At 45.5% G+C, this 18022-nt stretch carries 13 protein-coding genes and 1 tRNA gene; all 14 read left to right on the forward strand.

What is annotated here, in order from left to right; all coding sequences use genetic code 11:
* Window positions 1-199 precede the first annotated feature (199 nt).
* Window positions 200-2041, forward strand: a complete 1842-nt coding sequence (locus V7R39_RS17060; RefSeq protein ID WP_334032138.1) for an ABC transporter ATP-binding protein — start codon at window positions 200-202, stop codon at window positions 2039-2041.
* Between the two features lie 167 nt (window positions 2042-2208).
* Window positions 2209-2285 (forward strand) — tRNA-Trp (locus tag V7R39_RS17065).
* A 58-nt stretch (window positions 2286-2343) separates the two neighbouring features.
* Window positions 2344-2721, forward strand: coding sequence for a preprotein translocase subunit SecE (gene secE / locus V7R39_RS17070; protein WP_032097746.1), 378 nt, complete (start codon window positions 2344-2346; stop codon window positions 2719-2721).
* Between the two features lie 3 nt (window positions 2722-2724).
* A complete protein-coding gene (gene nusG / locus V7R39_RS17075) occupies window positions 2725-3273 on the forward strand; it encodes a transcription termination/antitermination protein NusG (RefSeq protein ID WP_032097747.1) in 549 nt (182 codons plus the stop codon).
* A 239-nt stretch (window positions 3274-3512) separates the two neighbouring features.
* Window positions 3513-3941 (forward strand): 50S ribosomal protein L11, encoded by a 429-nt coding sequence (gene rplK, locus V7R39_RS17080; RefSeq protein WP_163105771.1) that lies wholly within the window; start codon window positions 3513-3515, stop codon window positions 3939-3941.
* Window positions 3942-3945: 4 nt separating this feature from the next.
* The gene (gene rplA / locus V7R39_RS17085; RefSeq protein WP_287009786.1) at window positions 3946-4641 is read left to right on the forward strand and encodes a 50S ribosomal protein L1; all 696 of its coding nucleotides are present in this window, start codon (window positions 3946-3948) and stop codon (window positions 4639-4641) included.
* A gap of 309 nt (window positions 4642-4950) precedes the next feature.
* Window positions 4951-5469: a 50S ribosomal protein L10 gene (rplJ, locus tag V7R39_RS17090; RefSeq protein ID WP_032097751.1), complete on the forward strand. Its 519-nt coding sequence runs from the start codon at window positions 4951-4953 to the stop codon at window positions 5467-5469.
* Between the two features lie 57 nt (window positions 5470-5526).
* Complete coding sequence (gene rplL, locus V7R39_RS17095) at window positions 5527-5901, forward strand: 50S ribosomal protein L7/L12 (RefSeq protein ID WP_163105769.1); 375 nt, start codon at window positions 5527-5529, stop codon at window positions 5899-5901.
* 327 nt (window positions 5902-6228) lie between these two features.
* Window positions 6229-10257 carry a DNA-directed RNA polymerase subunit beta gene (rpoB, locus tag V7R39_RS17100; protein WP_334032140.1) on the forward strand — a complete coding sequence of 1343 codons (4029 nt, stop codon included), beginning with the start codon at window positions 6229-6231 and terminating at the stop codon, window positions 10255-10257.
* An 81-nt stretch (window positions 10258-10338) separates the two neighbouring features.
* Entirely contained in the window at window positions 10339-14511 is a 4173-nt protein-coding gene (gene rpoC / locus V7R39_RS17105; protein WP_334032141.1) for a DNA-directed RNA polymerase subunit beta', read from the forward strand.
* 310 nt (window positions 14512-14821) lie between these two features.
* Window positions 14822-15196, forward strand: coding sequence for a 30S ribosomal protein S12 (gene rpsL, locus V7R39_RS17110; RefSeq protein WP_032097755.1), 375 nt, complete (start codon window positions 14822-14824; stop codon window positions 15194-15196).
* A 75-nt stretch (window positions 15197-15271) separates the two neighbouring features.
* Complete coding sequence (gene rpsG / locus V7R39_RS17115; protein WP_163105764.1) at window positions 15272-15742, forward strand: 30S ribosomal protein S7; 471 nt, start codon at window positions 15272-15274, stop codon at window positions 15740-15742.
* 27 nt (window positions 15743-15769) lie between these two features.
* Complete coding sequence (gene fusA / locus V7R39_RS17120; RefSeq protein ID WP_163105762.1) at window positions 15770-17872, forward strand: elongation factor G; 2103 nt, start codon at window positions 15770-15772, stop codon at window positions 17870-17872.
* A 63-nt stretch (window positions 17873-17935) separates the two neighbouring features.
* A partial coding sequence (locus V7R39_RS17125) for a GTP-binding protein (protein WP_039555751.1) occupies window positions 17936-18022 on the forward strand: 87 nt, incomplete at its 3' end.

The following is an 18022-nucleotide window of genomic DNA, read 5'->3' on the forward strand; positions in this document are numbered from 1 at the left end:
GCAAACTTAACGAAAGACTGATAGCAAAATACATGCTCAGTCATTACGCCCTTTATCCACTCTATCTCTAGTGATTTTCCTCAACGAGTTAATTAATTGACTGAACATATCGTGTAGAATTGCGTACACACCTCAACGTAAATATTAACGCCGAGATTCAGTAAGCATCTGGCGATTCAATAACAAAAAGAGTTTTTGCATGTTTTCTTTTTTTGAGAGGCTTACACAGCCTTTTCCAGATACGCCGCCAACGCAACCACCCACGGGGTTAGTCGCATTTTGTAAGTACTACACGAAAGGCATGTGGCATATCATCCTGACCGTTTCGGTATTAAGTGCCATAGTGGCGATGTTAGAAGTGGCGCTGTTTGGATTTTTGGGGCAGCTCGTTGATTGGTTCTCAGAGCAAAGTCGAGAAACCTTTTTAGAAGAGCAGAAGTTTACATTAATCGGAATGGGGCTAACGGTTCTGGTCTTTATTCCCGCATTTATCTTTTTGCGTTCATTGTTCTCTCGCCAATCACTAATGGGTAATTACCCTATGCGAATAAGGTGGCAGGCCCACCGATATTTACTTGGGCAAAGCCTTACCTTTTTTCACAATGAGTTTGCAGGTCGCGTCGCCACAAAAGTAATGCAAACCGCGCTTTCCGTGCGCGAAACAGTTACCAAAATGCTCGATTTGTTGGTGTATATTAGCGTTTATTTCATCTCTATGGTGGTGCTGGTATTTAGCACTGACTGGCGACTCGCGCTTCCGCTGGTGGTGTGGTTCTTCGTGTATATTGGTATTTTGCGGGTGCTCGTACCAAAGCTTAAAGCGGTTTCACAAGCGCAAGCCGATGCTCGCTCATTAATGACGGGGCGAATAGTTGACAGCTACACCAATATCACCACGGTTAAACTGTTTTCTCACAGCCGCAGAGAAGCAGACTATGCCAAAGAGAGCATGGATGGCTTTTTGCAAACGGTGTATCCACAAATGCGCCTTGTTACCATTCTTGAATTTTGTGTCGAGATGGCAAACGCCATTTTGATCTTCACCATAGGTGCGTTATCAGTTTTTCTTTGGATGGAGCAGATTGCGACACCTGGAGATATCGCCATTGCAGTGAGTTTATGTTTGCGATTAAACGGCATGTCTCATTGGATAATGTGGGAAGTGTCTGGATTATTTGAAAACCTAGGCACGGTGCAAGATGGCATGAATACACTCGCTCAGCCAGTAGCCGTTAAAGATAAGCCCGATGCCGATGCATTGAACGTAGGTGGTGGTAAAATTCACTTTGAGAATGTTAACTTTTCATACTCAGGTGCAAACAATCAGCCTATCGACGTGTTTAGGCAATTAGATTTAACCATTGAGCCCGGAGAGAAAGTAGGCTTGGTAGGTCGCTCTGGTGCAGGTAAATCCACACTCGTTAATTTACTGATGCGTTTTTACGATACGCAAAGTGGGCGTATTGTTATAGATGGTCAGGACATAACAGAAGTTGGGCAAGAAACACTGCGAGCTAAAATCAGTATGGTTACGCAAGATACATCACTGATGCACCGCTCTGTGCGTGACAATATTCTGTACGGACGCACCGACGCAGGCGAAGCAGATATGATTAAAGCGGCGAAACAAGCGGAAGCCCACGACTTCATATTAACTCTTACTGATAATCAGGGACGCACAGGGTACGATGCTCACGTTGGAGAACGCGGTATTAAACTGTCTGGCGGGCAACGACAGCGAATAGCGATTGCCCGTGTGCTGCTAAAAGATGCTCCAGTGCTCATTTTAGATGAGGCTACATCGGCGCTAGATTCAGAAGTGGAAGCAGCCATTCAAGCTTGTTTAGATAAAGTGATGGAAGGAAAGACTGTGTTAGCTATTGCTCACAGGTTATCAACTATCGCCCAAATGGACAGATTACTTGTGCTAGACAAAGGCCAAATTGTGGAGCAGGGCACCCATAGCGAGCTCATTGCTTATAACGGTATTTATGCCAAGCTGTGGGCGCACCAAACGGGTGGATTTATTGGCGTGGAATAACCCACGCCCCGTTAGCAATGTGCACAGCGGGAGGGGAATAAACCGCTTGTAACTTGAAAGTGGTTAAGTATAATACGCGTCCCTCCCTTGCGATACCGCACTTTCCTTCGAAAAGACGCACAAATCACAAGGGTAGTGTAAGCAAAATTTAAGAGTAAAAACGCCACAGGGGTGTAGTTCGAATTGGTAGAACAGCGGTCTCCAAAACCGATGGTTGGGGGTTCGAGTCCCTCCACCCCTGCCAAATTATTAACTTGCGCGTGTAACGCAAGAAAACGACGCTGTAGTGCTAGGATCGTGACATGAGCGAAAAGACGGAAAATCAGTCCAACGGGTTGGACATGTTTAAATGGGTAGTGGTTTTTGCACTACTTGCAGGGTTGGTTACTGCCAACACAGTATACGGTGAACTTTCGGTATTATATCGCGCTCTTGCAGCGGTAGTTGTTGCTGTAGTGGCTGGCTTTATTGCTGCATCTACAAACAAAGGCAGTGCGTTTTTAAGCTTTGCTAAAGAGTCACGTACTGAAGTACGCAAAGTAGTATGGCCTACACGTCAAGAAGCTAACCAAACCACATTGATTGTTTTGGCTGCAACCTTGGTTATGGCACTAATTTTATGGGGACTAGACGGTATCATCGTTCGTGTAGTTGGCTTTATAACGGGAATCGGAGCATAACGTATGTCTGAAGAAGAAATTAAAAAGAGATGGTACGTAGTACAAGCATTTTCTCAGTATGAAGCTCGAGTCAAGAAAACCCTTCTTGAATACATCAAAATGCACAATATGGAAGAGCACTTCGGCCAAATACTTGTGCCAACAGAAGAAGTTGTTGAGATGCGCGCTGGTCAAAAGCGTAAGTCTGAGCGCAAGTTTTACCCTGGTTACGTGCTTGTCGAAATGGCAATGAATGAAGATTCATGGCATTTAGTGAAAAGCGTTCCTCGCGTTCTTGGTTTTATTGGTGGCACTTCAGACCGCCCAATGCCAATTACTCCAAAGGAAGCTGATGCTATCTTAAACCGTCTTGAAGAGTCGGTAGATAAGCCTAAGCCGAAGACATTGTTTGAGCCAGGTGAAGTGGTACGCGTTACAGACGGTCCATTTGCCGATTTCAATGGTGTAGTAGAAGAAGTAGACTACGAAAAAAGCCGCGTAAAAGTATCAGTACTTATCTTTGGTCGCTCTACACCGGTAGACCTAGAGTTTGGTCAGGTAGAGAAAGGTTAATCCCATCTTTATTTACGAAAAACCTGCTTCGGCAGGTTTTTTTGTTTATAGAAAAGTCGTGTTTTAACAATGTGAATAGCCTTTATTTACGCAAAGCGCGTTTTTTAATCACGTAGGGGCTTGCATAGCAATTAATCAGCCCTTATAATGCGCGCCCTTTTAAACGGAAACGGGAAGCCAATTGAGCAAATATTCTCTGTATTTGCGAGGCGTTAGACCCAAACAAGAGAGCATTTAAAATGGCTAAAAAAGTAAGCGGTATTATCAAGCTTCAGGTTGCGGCAGGCGCTGCTAACCCAAGTCCACCAGTTGGTCCTGCACTAGGTCAACACGGTGTGAACATCATGGAATTCTGTAAGGCTTTCAATGCAAAGACTGACAGCCTAGAGAAGGGTGCTCCAGTACCAGTAGAAATTACTGTGTACGAAGACCGTTCTTTTACATTCGAAACGAAGACTCCTCCTGCGTCATACCTTCTTAAGAAGGCAGCTGGCATCAAGAGCGGTTCTGGCCGTCCTAACACTGAGAAAGTGGGTAAAGTTACCACCGCTCAGTTAGAAGAGATTGCTAAAACTAAAGAGCCAGACTTAACAGCTGCTGATCTAGACGCAGCGGTACGCACTATCGCGGGTTCTGCTCGCTCAATGGGCTTGAACGTAGAGGACTAATCGAATGGCTAAATTAACAAAACGCGCTCGTCTAGTACGTGACAAAGTTGACTCAACTAAAGAGTATGAAATCAACGAAGCAGTTGCTCTTCTTAAAGAATTAGCGACTGCTAAATTCGCTGAAAGTGTTGACGTTGCTGTAAACCTTGGTATCGACGCTAAGAAATCTGACCAAAACGTTCGTGGTGCAACTGTACTACCTAACGGTACTGGTAAAGACGTACGCGTAGCGGTATTTACTCAAGGCGCAAACGCAGAAGCGGCTAAAGAAGCTGGTGCGGACATCGTTGGTATGGATGACTTAGCTGAACAAGTTAAGAAAGGCGAAATGAACTTTGACGTAGTAGTTGCTAGCCCAGACGCGATGCGCGTTGTTGGCCAACTAGGTCAAATCTTAGGTCCACGTGGCCTAATGCCTAACCCTAAAACAGGCACAGTAACGCCAGACGTTGCTACTGCTGTTAAAAATGCAAAAGCTGGTCAGGTTCGCTACCGCAATGATAAAAACGGTATCATCCACGCAAGCTTAGGTAAGATTGCATTTGAAGCTAACCAAATTCAAGAAAACCTAGAAGCACTACTTGAAGCATTGAAGAAAGCTAAGCCTTCTTCTGCGAAAGGTGTGTATATCCAGAAGATCAGCCTAAGCACCACAATGGGTGCCGGTGTATCTCTTGATAAGGCTTCTGTAGGTCTATAGTTTTGAAGCTAGCGGGTATTGCCCGTTAGTTCTCTTAAAGGTTATGGGTTGGAGTTGTGTACATAGCAGTGCTAGTAAACAACTCCCGTCCAAGACCGCAGGTGCGGTGTGGTGAAAGAAGTAAGAGAGCTTTCACAGTCAACATACTGCTTAATAGAACAACCTGCGCAGACGGTGGTTTGACTCAGACTCTCTGGGATAACAAACACCGTAGAGCGGTACCAAATATGATGTTTGGTATCAATCTGTGAACCCTGACGGCGATGATAGGTAACTATCAACAATGTCAGATACAAAGAGGTGAACTCAGTGGCACTAGGTTTAGCAGCAAAAAAAGAGATCGTAGCAGAGGTATCTGAAGTTGCGTCTCGCGCTCTATCCGTTGCCGTCGCTGAATACCGTGGGATGGAAGTTGCAGAACTGACTGACCTTCGCATAAAAGCTCGTGAGCAAGGCGTATACCTAAAGGTTGTACGTAACACACTAGCTAAGCGTGCATTGGCAGACAGCAAATTTGCAGACTTAGAAAGCGCACTTACAGGTCCGCTTATCTATGGTTTCTCTATCGACGCACCAGGCGGTGCGGCACGTCTTTTTAAAGACTTCGGTAAGACCAACGATAAGCTTAACGTAACAGCACTTTCAATTGGTAGTGGTCTACTTGGTCCAGAGAAATTGGACGCAGTTGCTTCACTTCCAACTCGCGACGAAGCGCTTGCAAGACTACTTGCGACCTTCAAAGCACCAGTTGGGAAATTCGTTCAAACAATCAACGAAGTTCCTGGCAAGTTTGTGCGCGTATTGGCGGCGATCAAAGACGAGAAGTAATTTTCGTTTTTGGCATATTGATTTTTTTAACATTAAAACCCCAGGAGTTTAGAGAACATGGCTCTAACTAAAGAAGATATTTTAAACGCGATTGCTGAAATGCCAGTTATGGAATTGGTTGAGCTAATCGAAGCAGCTGAAGAAAAATTCAACGTATCTGCTGCAGCTGTTGCTGTTGCTGGTCCTGCTGCAGGCGGTGAAGCTGCAGCTGTTGAAGAGAAAACTGAATTTGACGTTGTAATGACTTCATTCGGTGCTAACAAAGTTGCAGTTATCAAAGCAGTTCGCGGCGCGACTGGCCTAGGTCTTAAAGAAGCTAAAGAAGTAGTTGAATCTGCTCCTAAAGCTATCAAAGAAGGCGTAAGCAAAGAAGAAGCTGAAGAACTTAAAACGACTCTAACTGAAGCTGGCGCTGAAGTTGAAATCAAATAATCTGATTTAATCAGATTATTTGCCTGAGACGGCAAGGCTGGTGGTTTTTTAAACCACCAGCCTTTTTGCGCTGTATAATGTGTAGAATATAACCCTAGACTACACTGTGTTAAGCGCAATTCGGACAAGACCATTAAAAAGCATAAAAATCCAACAACTTAACTAATAATTGGTTAAAAATTGTTGTATGCTGGTCAACTTGCCCGAATTAGGGTTGTGGAAGTTTGTTGCTTATTGCGCCATTTGAAACGCAGCTTTTAGCCCATAGCACGCGTTTTAAAGCATTTAGCAGCAGGTTGGGTCATAAATCAGCAGGCTGAGGAACCCATGGTTTACTCTTATAGCGAAAAGAAACGTATCCGTAAGGATTTTGGCAAACGCCCACAGGTATTGGAAATTCCATACCTTCTTTCAATTCAGCTTGATTCTTTCAAAAAGTTTATTGAGATCGACGCCGATGCTCAATACGGCTTGGAAGCAGCATTTCGTTCCGTTTTTCCAATTAAAAGTTACTCAGGTAATTCAGAGCTTCAATATGTAAGCTACCGCCTGGGAGAGCCAGTTTTTGACGTTAAAGAATGTCAAATTCGCGGCGTAACTTTCTCTGCTCCGTTAAGAGTAAAACTACGGTTAGTATTGTTCGACAAAGACGCAGCCCCAGGTACCGTAAAAGATATTAAAGAACAAGAAGTGTACATGGGAGAAATCCCATTGATGACAGAGAACGGAACGTTCGTTATCAATGGTACAGAGCGTGTAATAGTGTCACAGCTACACCGCTCACCTGGTGTGTTTTTCGATCACGACAAAGGCAAGACTCACTCGTCTGGAAAAGTGCTATATAATGCACGTGTCATTCCATACCGTGGCTCTTGGTTAGACTTTGAGTTTGACCCTAAAGATAATCTGTTTGTGCGTATCGACCGTCGTCGTAAATTACCTGCAACAATTATTTTGCGTGCATTGGAAATGACGTCAGAAGAAATTTTAGATACTTTCTTCGAAAAAGTTAACGTTCGCATCGACAAAGACCGTCTGATGATGGAAGTGAAACCTGATCGCCTTCGTGGTGAAACGGCTGCTTTCGATATCATCGATGGCGATGGCAATGTGGTTGTTGAAACTGGCCGTCGTATCTCTGCGCGTCACACTCGTGCATTAGAGAAGTCTGGTTTAACAGAGCTGGAAGTACCTGCTGATTATCTAATCGGTCGTGTATTTGCTGCCACTTATGTGAACGAAGACACCGGTGAAGTCATTGTAAGTGCAAACGATGAGCTTGCACTTGAGAATTTAGCTGAGCTTAGTCAAGCCGGCATAAAAGAATTCGAAACGCTTTACATCAACGAGCTTGATCACGGTTCATACATTTCAGATACGCTGCGTATTGATTCTTCGACAAACCGCCTAGAAGCGCTTGTTGAGATTTATCGTATGATGCGTCCTGGTGAGCCACCAACGAAAGACGCTGCAGAAACGTTATTTGAAAACTTGTTCTTCTCTGAAGAACGTTACGACCTTTCTTCTGTTGGTCGTATGAAGTTTAACCGTCGCCTAGGCCATGAAGAACTTATTGGTTCTGGTACGCTAGCCAAAGAAGACATCGTTTCTGTAATGAAGCAGCTAATCACCATACGTGACGGTAAAGACGAAGTTGATGATATCGATCACCTTGGTAACCGTCGTATTCGTTCGGTTGGTGAAATGGCAGAAAACCAATTCCGTGTTGGTTTAGTTCGTGTAGAACGCGCTGTAAAAGAACGCCTAAGTCTTGGTGACCTTGACAACGTTATGCCACAAGATCTTATTAACGCTAAGCCTATTTCGGCGGCCGTGAAAGAGTTCTTTGGTTCGTCGCAGTTGTCTCAGTTCATGGACCAAAACAACCCATTATCAGAAGTAACGCACAAACGTCGTATTTCTGCATTAGGTCCGGGCGGTCTTACTCGTGAACGCGCAGGCTTTGAGGTTCGAGACGTACACCCGACTCACTACGGTCGTCTATGTCCAATCGAAACACCTGAAGGTCCAAACATCGGTCTAATTAACTCATTGGCGAGCTTTGCGCGCACCAATGATTTTGGTTTCCTTGAAACACCTTTCCGTCGCATTGTTGATGGCGTGGTGGGCGAAGAAATCGATTATTTATCTGCGATTGAAGAAGGCCAATTCGCTATCGCTCAGGCCAATGTCGCGTTGACTGAAGCTGGTGAACTGGTAGACGACCTTATTCCATGTCGTCACCGTGGTGAAACAACGTTGATGCCTAAAGAAGACATCAAATACATGGATGTTTCTCCACAGCAAATCGTTTCAATTGCAGCAAGCATTATTCCATTCCTTGAACACGATGATGCAAACCGTGCACTTATGGGTGCCAACATGCAACGTCAGGCTGTTCCAACACTACGCGCGGATAAGCCGTTAGTGGGTACAGGTATGGAAAGAACTATCGCCGTTGACTCTGGCGTAACGGTAGTGGCTAAGCGCGGTGGTACGGTAGATTACGTAGATGCAAGTCGCATCGTAATCAAAGTAGCTGAAGACGAAATGCTTCCAGGTGAAGCAGGTATCGACATTTACAACCTAACCAAATACACCCGTTCTAACCAGAACACCTGTATCAATCAACGACCTACTTGTAGTGTTGGTGACCCAATTGTTACTGGTGACGTGCTAGCCGATGGTCCTTCGACAGACCTTGGTGACCTTGCACTTGGTCAGAACATGCGTATCGCATTCATGCCGTGGAATGGTTACAACTTTGAGGATTCAATCCTTATTTCTGAGCGTGTAGCGCAAGAAGACCGCTTTACGACTATTCACATTCAAGAGCTTAGCTGTATTGCTCGTGACACCAAGCTTGGTCCAGAAGAAATTTCTTCTGATATTCCAAACGTGGGTGAGTCTGCATTGAGCAAGCTTGATGAATCAGGTGTTGTTTACATCGGTGCAGAAGTGAAAGGCGGCGACATTCTTGTAGGTAAAGTGACGCCAAAAGGTGAAACTCAGCTTACGCCGGAAGAGAAACTTTTAAGAGCCATCTTTGGTGAAAAAGCGTCTGACGTAAAAGATACGTCACTACGTGTGCCTAACTCTGTCCACGGTACGGTTATCGACGTTCAAGTATTTACTCGTGACGGCGTAGAGAAAGACAAACGTGCGCTTGAAATTGAAGATATGCAGCTTCGTCAAGTTAAGAAAGATCTTACTGACGAATTTGAAATCCTTGCGGATGGCATTTTTGCACGTGCTCAAACTGCACTAACGCGCGCCGGTGTTGAACAAGCTAAGCTTGACAGCCTGCCACGTGAAAAATGGTTTGAAATTGCACTTAACAGCGAAGACGTACAGTTAGAGCTAGACCAAATTGCTGAACAGCATGCTGAGATCAAAGCTGACTTCGATAAGAAGTTTGAAACTAAGCGTCGTAAAATAACGCAAGGCGATGACTTAGCGCCTGGTGTACTCAAGATAGTTAAAGTTTACCTAGCGGTTAAACGCCACATCCAACCGGGTGACAAAATGGCGGGACGTCACGGTAACAAGGGTGTTATCTCTACGATTCAACCAGTAGAAGATATGCCATACGATGAAAACGGCACGCCGGTAGACATCGTACTTAACCCTCTTGGTGTACCATCTCGTATGAACATCGGTCAGATTCTTGAGACTCACTTGGGCATGGCTGCTCATGGTCTTGGGGTCAAAATTGACCGCATGATTAAAGAGCAGCGAGAGCTTGCCGAGATGCGTGATTTCTTGAAGAAAGTGTATGAACTGGGTGAAAATCACCAGGAAGTAGACATTGATAGCTTCACAGATCACGAAGTTCGTCGTTTAGCTGAGAACCTTCGTAAGGGTGTACCAATTGCTACGCCTGTATTCGACGGTGCTCGCGAATCTGAAATCAAGGAAATGTTGAAGCTTGCTGATATTCCAGAAAGCGGTCAGATTACCTTGTTCGACGGTCGTACTGGTAACTCGTTCGAGCGACCTGTTACGGTTGGTTACATGTACATGCTGAAACTGAACCACTTGGTAGACGATAAGATGCACGCTCGTTCTACTGGTTCTTACAGCCTTGTTACACAGCAACCTCTTGGTGGTAAAGCACAGTTTGGTGGCCAGCGCTTCGGTGAGATGGAAGTATGGGCACTTGAAGCATACGGTGCTGCATATACCCTTCAGGAAATGCTTACTGTTAAGTCAGATGACGTTAACGGTCGTACCAAAATGTACAAGAACATCGTCGATGGCGACCACAGAATGGAGCCTGGCATGCCAGAATCCTTCAACGTATTGCTTAAAGAAATTCGCTCGTTGGGTATCAACATCGAGCTTGAAGAAAAGTAATACGGCAATTGCCGCGTAATGTTATGAGATGGCCCGGCGCTTGCGCCGGGTTCTAGAGACTGACTCCGCTGGGAGAGTAATGTGAAAGACTTATTAAAGTTTCTAAAGCAACAGCATAAGGCCGAAGAATTCGATAATATTCGAATCGGCCTTTCTTCACCTGACATGATCCGTTCATGGTCTTTTGGTGAAGTGAAGAAGCCTGAGACTATCAACTATCGTACGTTCAAGCCTGAGCGTGACGGTTTATTTTGTGCCCGTATCTTTGGCCCTGTTAAAGATTACGAGTGTTTGTGCGGTAAGTACAAGCGCCTTAAGCACCGTGGTGTTATCTGTGAAAAGTGTGGCGTTGAAGTTACACTGACTAAAGTTCGTCGTGAGCGTATGGGCCACATCGAGCTAGCAAGTCCAGTAGCACACATCTGGTTCCTTAAGTCACTTCCGTCTCGTATCGGCTTAATGCTTGATATGACGCTACGTGACATTGAGCGCGTGCTTTATTTCGAATCATACGTGGTAACAGAACCAGGTATGACAACATTAGAGCGCGGCCAGTTATTAAACGAAGAAGATTACCTTGATTCGTTAGAAGAGCACGGCGACGAGTTCGACGCGAAAATGGGTGCAGAAGCAGTATTCGATCTGTTAACTGTACTTGACGTTGATGCCGACGTTGCAGCAATGCGTGAAGAATTACCTTCAATCAACTCTGAGACAAAGCGTAAGAAAATTACGAAGCGTCTTAAGTTGCTTGAATCGTTCCAACAGTCTGGTAACAAGCCAGAGTGGATGATCATGACAGTACTTCCAGTATTGCCACCCGATCTTCGCCCTCTAGTACCACTAGACGGTGGACGTTTCGCTACGTCTGACCTGAACGATTTATACCGTCGTGTTATTAACCGTAACAACCGTCTTAAGCGTCTACTAGACCTTGCTGCTCCAGACATTATCGTGCGCAACGAAAAGCGTATGTTACAAGAGTCTGTTGATGCACTTCTAGATAACGGACGTCGCGGTCGTGCGATTACCGGTTCTAACAAGCGTCCACTTAAGTCGCTTGCAGACATGATCAAAGGTAAACAAGGTCGTTTCCGTCAAAACCTTCTTGGTAAGCGTGTTGACTACTCTGGCCGTTCTGTAATTACTGTTGGTCCAACACTTCGTCTTCACCAGTGTGGTCTTCCTAAGAAGATGGCACTTGAGCTATTTAAACCGTTTATTTACGGTAAGCTTGAAGGTCGCGGTCTTGCAACAACTATCAAAGCTGCTAAGAAGTTAGTAGAGCGCGAAGCACCAGAGGTTTGGGACGTACTAGATGACGTTATCCGCGAACACCCTGTGTTGCTTAACCGTGCACCTACACTTCACCGTTTGGGTATCCAAGCATTCGAACCAACACTAATCGAAGGTAAAGCGATTCAGCTTCACCCGCTAGTGTGTGCGGCGTATAACGCCGACTTCGATGGTGACCAAATGGCGGTACACGTTCCGTTGACTATCGAAGCACAGCTTGAAGCTCGTGCATTAATGATGTCGACGAACAACATCTTGTCACCTGCAAACGGTGAGCCGATTATCGTTCCTTCACAGGACGTTGTATTGGGTCTTTATTACCTTACGCGTGACAAAGTAAACGGCTTAGGCGAAGGCATGGTATTTACCAGCCCTAACGAAGCAGAAAAGGCATACCGTACAGGTAATGCTGAGCTTCATTCTCGCGTTAAAGTACGTATTACTGAATATGATATTGATGAAAACGGCAACAAGACAGAGAAAGTAACACTGACTCAAACTACGGTTGGTCGTGCCATTTTCTCATTGATCCTTCCAAAGGGTCTTCCGTTTGAAATCATCAACCAGCCTATGGGCAAGAAGCAAATTTCAAAACTATTGAATGCTTGCTACCGTACGCTTGGTCTAAAAGATACTGTTATTGCAGCTGACCAAATCATGTATACCGGTTTCCACTACGCGATGATCGCGGGTGCGTCTGTTGGTATTGATGACATGGTAATTCCTGAAGCGAAGAAAGAAATCGTTGACGCAGCAGAAGCTGAAGTTATCGAAATTCAGGAGCAGTTCCAAAACGGTCTCGTAACAGCCGGTGAGCGTTACAATAAAGTTATCGATATCTGGTCAAATGCCAACGAGAAAGTGGCTAAGGCCATGATGGACAACCTTAAGACTGACATCGTAATTAACCGCGATGGCGAAGAAGAAGAGCAATCATCATTTAACTCTGTTTACATGATGGCCGACTCGGGTGCTCGTGGTAGTGCCGCTCAGATTCGTCAGTTAGCGGGTATGCGTGGTCTGATGGCTAAACCAGATGGTTCAATCATCGAGACCCCAATCACGGCAAACTTCCGTGAAGGTCTTAACGTACTTCAGTACTTCATCTCAACGCACGGTGCGCGTAAAGGTCTAGCCGATACAGCACTTAAGACAGCGAACTCGGGTTACCTAACTCGTCGTCTTGTAGACGTTGCGCAAGATTTGGTTATCACTAACGATGACTGTGGCACGTTCGGTAGCGTTTCCATGACACCACTAATCGAAGGTGGCGACGTTGTTGAACCACTTCGCGAACGTGTACTAGGTCGTGTGGTAGCAGAAGACGTAGTTAAGCCAGGTACTAGCGAAGTATTGGTCGAGCGTAATGTACTGCTAGACGAAGCGCTAGTGGACATGCTTGAAGCCAACTCTGTTGACCAAATCCAAGTACGCTCGGTTATCACCTGTGATAACGACTTCGGTGTATGTGCTAACTGTTACGGTCGTGACCTTGCTCGCGGACACATGGTAGGCAGCGGTGAATCTGTTGGTGTAATTGCAGCACAGTCAATCGGTGAACCTGGTACACAGCTTACCATGCGTACGTTCCACATTGGTGGTGCGGCATCTCGAGCGTCTGCTGAGAACAGCGTTCAGGTTAAAACGGCGGGTAGCCTTAAGCTACACAACGAAAAATCTGTACGTAACTCTGATGGCAAAATGGTTATTGTGTCTCGTTCAACAGAACTTACTGTTATCGATGAGCAAGGCCGTGAGAAAGAACGCTATAAAGTGCCATACGGTGCAGTATTGAGTGTTGATGACGGTGCGAAGATTGCAGCTGGCGACGTTGTTGCTAACTGGGACCCGCATAGTCACCCAATCGTTACTGAACGTGCAGCTAAGATTAGCTTCGCGGACATCGACGACACTAACACAGAAATGCAGCAAGATGAGCTTACTGGCCTAACGCGTATCGTTGTCAAAGATTTAACAAAGGCAAACGCAAAAGAGCCTAAGCTAATCCTTGAAAGTGATGAGTTCGGTCTTCAAGAGATTCGTCTTCCAAGCTTCACAACCATTGAAGCAAAAGAAGGCAAAGTAGCTAGCGAAGGTGACGTGCTAGCGCGTATACCTCAGGAAAGCTCGAAGACTCGTGACATCACGGGTGGTCTACCACGAGTTGCTGATTTGTTCGAAGCACGTAAGCCTAAAGAGCCTGCTATCCTAGCGGAAATCTCAGGTACTATCGGTTTCGGTAAAGAGACTAAAGGTAAGAAGCGCTTAGTGATTACACCTGCTGAAGGTGATGCATACGAAGAGATGATTCCGAAATGGCGTCAGCTGAATGTGTTCGAAGGTGAGAAAGTGGAAAAAGGCGAAGTTATTGCCGATGGTCCAGAGTCTCCACACGACATATTGCGCCTTCGTGGTATTTCCCATGTAGCAAACTACATCGTGAACGAAGTTCAAGAAGTTTACCGTCTACAGGGTGTAAAAATTAACGATAAGCACATCGAAGTTGTTATTCGTCAGATGTTGCGTAAGTGCGTGATTACTCATGCAGGCGACACGCAGTTCCTAGAAGGTGAGCAAGTAGAAGTTTCTAACGTGAAAGTAGCAAACCGTGAAATTGAAAAACACGGAAAGATACCAGCACAGTACGAAACGCAACTACTTGGTATCACTAAAGCGTCACTGTCTACTGAGTCATTTATCTCAGCGGCATCGTTCCAGGAAACAACGCGCGTACTGACTGAAGCAGCGGTTCAAGGTAAAGAAGATGACCTACGCGGTCTGAAAGAGAACGTAATTGTTGGACGACTTATTCCAGCAGGTACGGGTTTCGCATACCATGAACGCCGTGCTCAACAGCGCAAAGAGCAAATCGAAGAAATGTCAGTATCTGCAGCAGATGCAGAACAGGCATTGACCGAAGCGCTTAACGCTGGTGCAGACGACGATTCGGCCGAATAAGGCATGATCATAGGAGTGCGTTAACGTACTCCTAACATAATGGCAGCTTAGGCTGACAGATTTTAAGAATATTAAGTGCTTAGAGTTTGTACAGCTTGACAGTCAGGGCGATGATCATTAATATTCCGCGACCCGATTTTGGATAGCCCCGAAAAGGCTCGATAAACGGTCGCGGTTTTTTGTATCAGAGCCTGGTAAATATTGACGAGCACAATATTTACCGCAAACAGGGCGACGAATTGAAAAGTCGCATTATATGGACCCAATCACAGTGATTGGGTTTTCGTAGTTTTTAATCAGGAGCTAGTTAATGGCAACAGTTAACCAGTTAGTGCGCAAGCCACGCAGAAAGCCCGTTGAAAAAAGCAACGTAGCTGCACTGCAAGCTTGTCCACAGAGACGTGGTGTATGTACTCGTGTATATACAACTACGCCAAAGAAACCAAACTCTGCACTACGTAAAGTATGTCGTGTACGTCTAACTAACGGTTTTGAAGTTTCTTCATACATCGGTGGTGAAGGTCACAACCTACAAGAGCACAGTGTAGTACTTATCCGTGGTGGTCGTGTTAAAGACTTACCAGGTGTTCGTTATCACACAGTTCGCGGTACATTGGACTGCGCAGGTGTAAACGATCGTAGACAAGCCCGTTCTAAGTACGGCGCGAAAAGGCCTAAGTCTTAACGGTTCTCCGTTAGTAAGGCCAAACTGAAGTTTAAGAGTTTTGGGTATTCCCTGAATTCATACGGAGAATAGAAAATGCCAAGAAGAAGAGTCGTAGGTCAACGTAAAATCCTACCAGAGCCAAAATTTGGTTCACAACTGCTTGCTAAATTCATGAATGTCGTAATGCTCGACGGCAAGAAGTCAGTCGCTGAAAAAATCGTTTACGGTGCGCTAGATATTGTTGCTGAAAAAACCAACAAAGCACACCTTGATGTATTCGAAGAAGCTCTTGATAACATCCGCCCTACGGTAGAGGTTAAATCTCGTCGTGTTGGTGGTTCAACTTATCAGGTTCCAGTAGAAGTACGTCCAGTTCGTCGTAATGCACTAGGTATGCGTTGGATGGTTGATGCTGCACGTAAACGTGGCGAAAAGTCTATGGCACAGCGCCTAGCGGCTGAAATGATGGATGCATCAGAAAATAAAGGTTCAGCGGTTAAGAAACGTGAAGACGTTCACCGTATGGCCGAAGCAAACAAAGCGTTTGCTCACTACCGTTGGTAATCAACGTTATATAACTGAGAGAGATTTATGCCTCGTAAGACCTCGATTGAGCGTTATCGCAATATTGGTATTGTGGCTCACGTGGACGCGGGTAAAACCACGACCACAGAGCGTGTCTTGTTTTATACAGGACTGTCTCACAAAATCGGTGAAGTGCACGATGGTGCTGCTACCATGGACTGGATGGAACAAGAGCAGGAGCGTGGTATCACTATCACGTCTGCTGCTACTACCTGTTTCTGGTCTGGTATGGAGCAACAGTTCGATCAACACAGAATAAATATTATTGACACGCCAGGACACGTGGACTTCACCATTGAGGTGGAACGTTCATTACGTGTTCTTGACGGAGCGGTAGTCGTTTTCTGTGGGTCTTCTGGGGTAGAACCTCAATCAGAGACAGTCTGGCGACAGGCTGACAAATATCAGGTACCACGCCTTGTCTTCGTTAATAAAATGGACAGGGCTGGTGCTGATTTTGAACGCGTTGTGGGTCAAATCCGCAAACGTTTAGGCGCTAACTGTGTTCCGATTCAAATCAACATGGGCGCTGAAGAAGAATTCCATGGTGTCATCGATTTAATTAAGATGAAATCAATCAACTGGAATGGTGACGACATGGGTATGACATTTACCTATGAAGACATTCCGGCTGAATATTTAGAAAAAGCCGAGCAGTATCGCACTGAAATGGTTGAAGCAGCGGCTGAGGCCTCTGACGAGTTAATGGACAAGTATTTGGAAGGCGAAACGCTAACCGAAGAAGAAATACGATTGGGGCTACGCACCCGTACGCTGAACAACGAAATTGTTCTTGCCACTTGTGGCAGTGCCTTCAAAAACAAAGGTGTTCAAGCAGTACTAGACGCGGTTGTTCATTACCTGCCTTCGCCAAATGAAGTAAAAGCGATTACCGGTATTCTTGACGACAAAGACGAAACAGAAGCAGAGCGTCACCCGACGGACGAAGAGCCGTTTTCTGCGCTGGCGTTTAAAATAGCGACCGACCCGTTTGTTGGTACGCTGACGTTCTTCCGCTGTTATTCAGGTGTGGTGAATACAGGTGATACTGTATATAACCCTGTGAAAGGCAAGCGAGAGCGCTTTGGTCGTATCGTGCAAATGCACGCAAAAGACAGAGAAGAAATTAAAGAGGTACGCGCGGGCGATATCGCAGCTGCGATCGGCCTTAAAGATGTCACTACGGGTGACACACTATGCGATCCAAATAACATCATTACGTTAGAACGTATGGAATTTCCTGACCCGGTAATTTCAATTGCAGTAGAGCCTAAGTCGCAAGCTGACCAAGAAAAAATGGGCATAGCGCTTAGCAAGCTTGCTGCAGAAGACCCGTCATTTAAAGTGAAAACTGATGACGAAACGGGACAAACGATCATCTCAGGGATGGGTGAATTACACCTTGATATCATCATTGATCGTATGAAACGTGAATTTAAGGTTGAATGTAACGTAGGTAACCCTCAGGTTGCTTATCGTGAAACCCTCCGCAAAGATGTTGAGGTGGAAGGGAAGTTCATTCGTCAGTCGGGCGGCCGCGGCCAGTTTGGTCACGTATGGTTACGCATTGAGCCTCAGGAAGAGGACTTTGGCTACGAATTTGTGAACGAGATCGTCGGTGGAACTGTTCCAAAAGAGTTCATTCCAGCGGTCGATAAAGGAATTCAGGAGCAGATGCGAAGTGGTGTTCTTGCAGGGTATCCGGTGCTTGATGTAAAGGTTACTTTGTTTGACGGTTCATACCACGATGTTGACTCTTCTGAAATGGCGTTTAAGATCGCCGGCTCTATGGGTTTCAAAAAGGGCGCCGCAGAAGCAAATCCGGTGTTGCTTGAACCCACTATGAAAGTTGAAGTGACGACTCCAGAAGACTGGATGGGTGATGTTGTTGGTGATTTAAATCGTCGCCGCGGCATGATCGAAGGTATGGAAGATGGCGTAGCAGGTATTAAAATGATTCGTGCTAAAGTGCCTCTTTCAGAAATGTTTGGGTATGCGACAGACTTGCGTTCACAAACGCAGGGTCGTGCTTCATACTCAATGGAGTTTTTCAATTATTCTGAGGCGCCTAACAATGTGGCGCGGGCTATTATTGAATCTAGAATCTAATCTAAATGAAGGTTCGGTCCGGTCTATTTGTGGGTCGGACTTTTAACTTAGGAAACGAGAAAAATGGCAAAAGAAAAGTTTGAACGTACGAAACCCCATGTAAACGTGGGTACTATCGGCCACGTTGACCACGGTAAAACTACACTAACA

Source organism: Alteromonas sp. P256, assembly GCF_036864455.1.
In the GTDB taxonomy this organism is placed as follows: domain Bacteria; phylum Pseudomonadota; class Gammaproteobacteria; order Enterobacterales; family Alteromonadaceae; genus Alteromonas.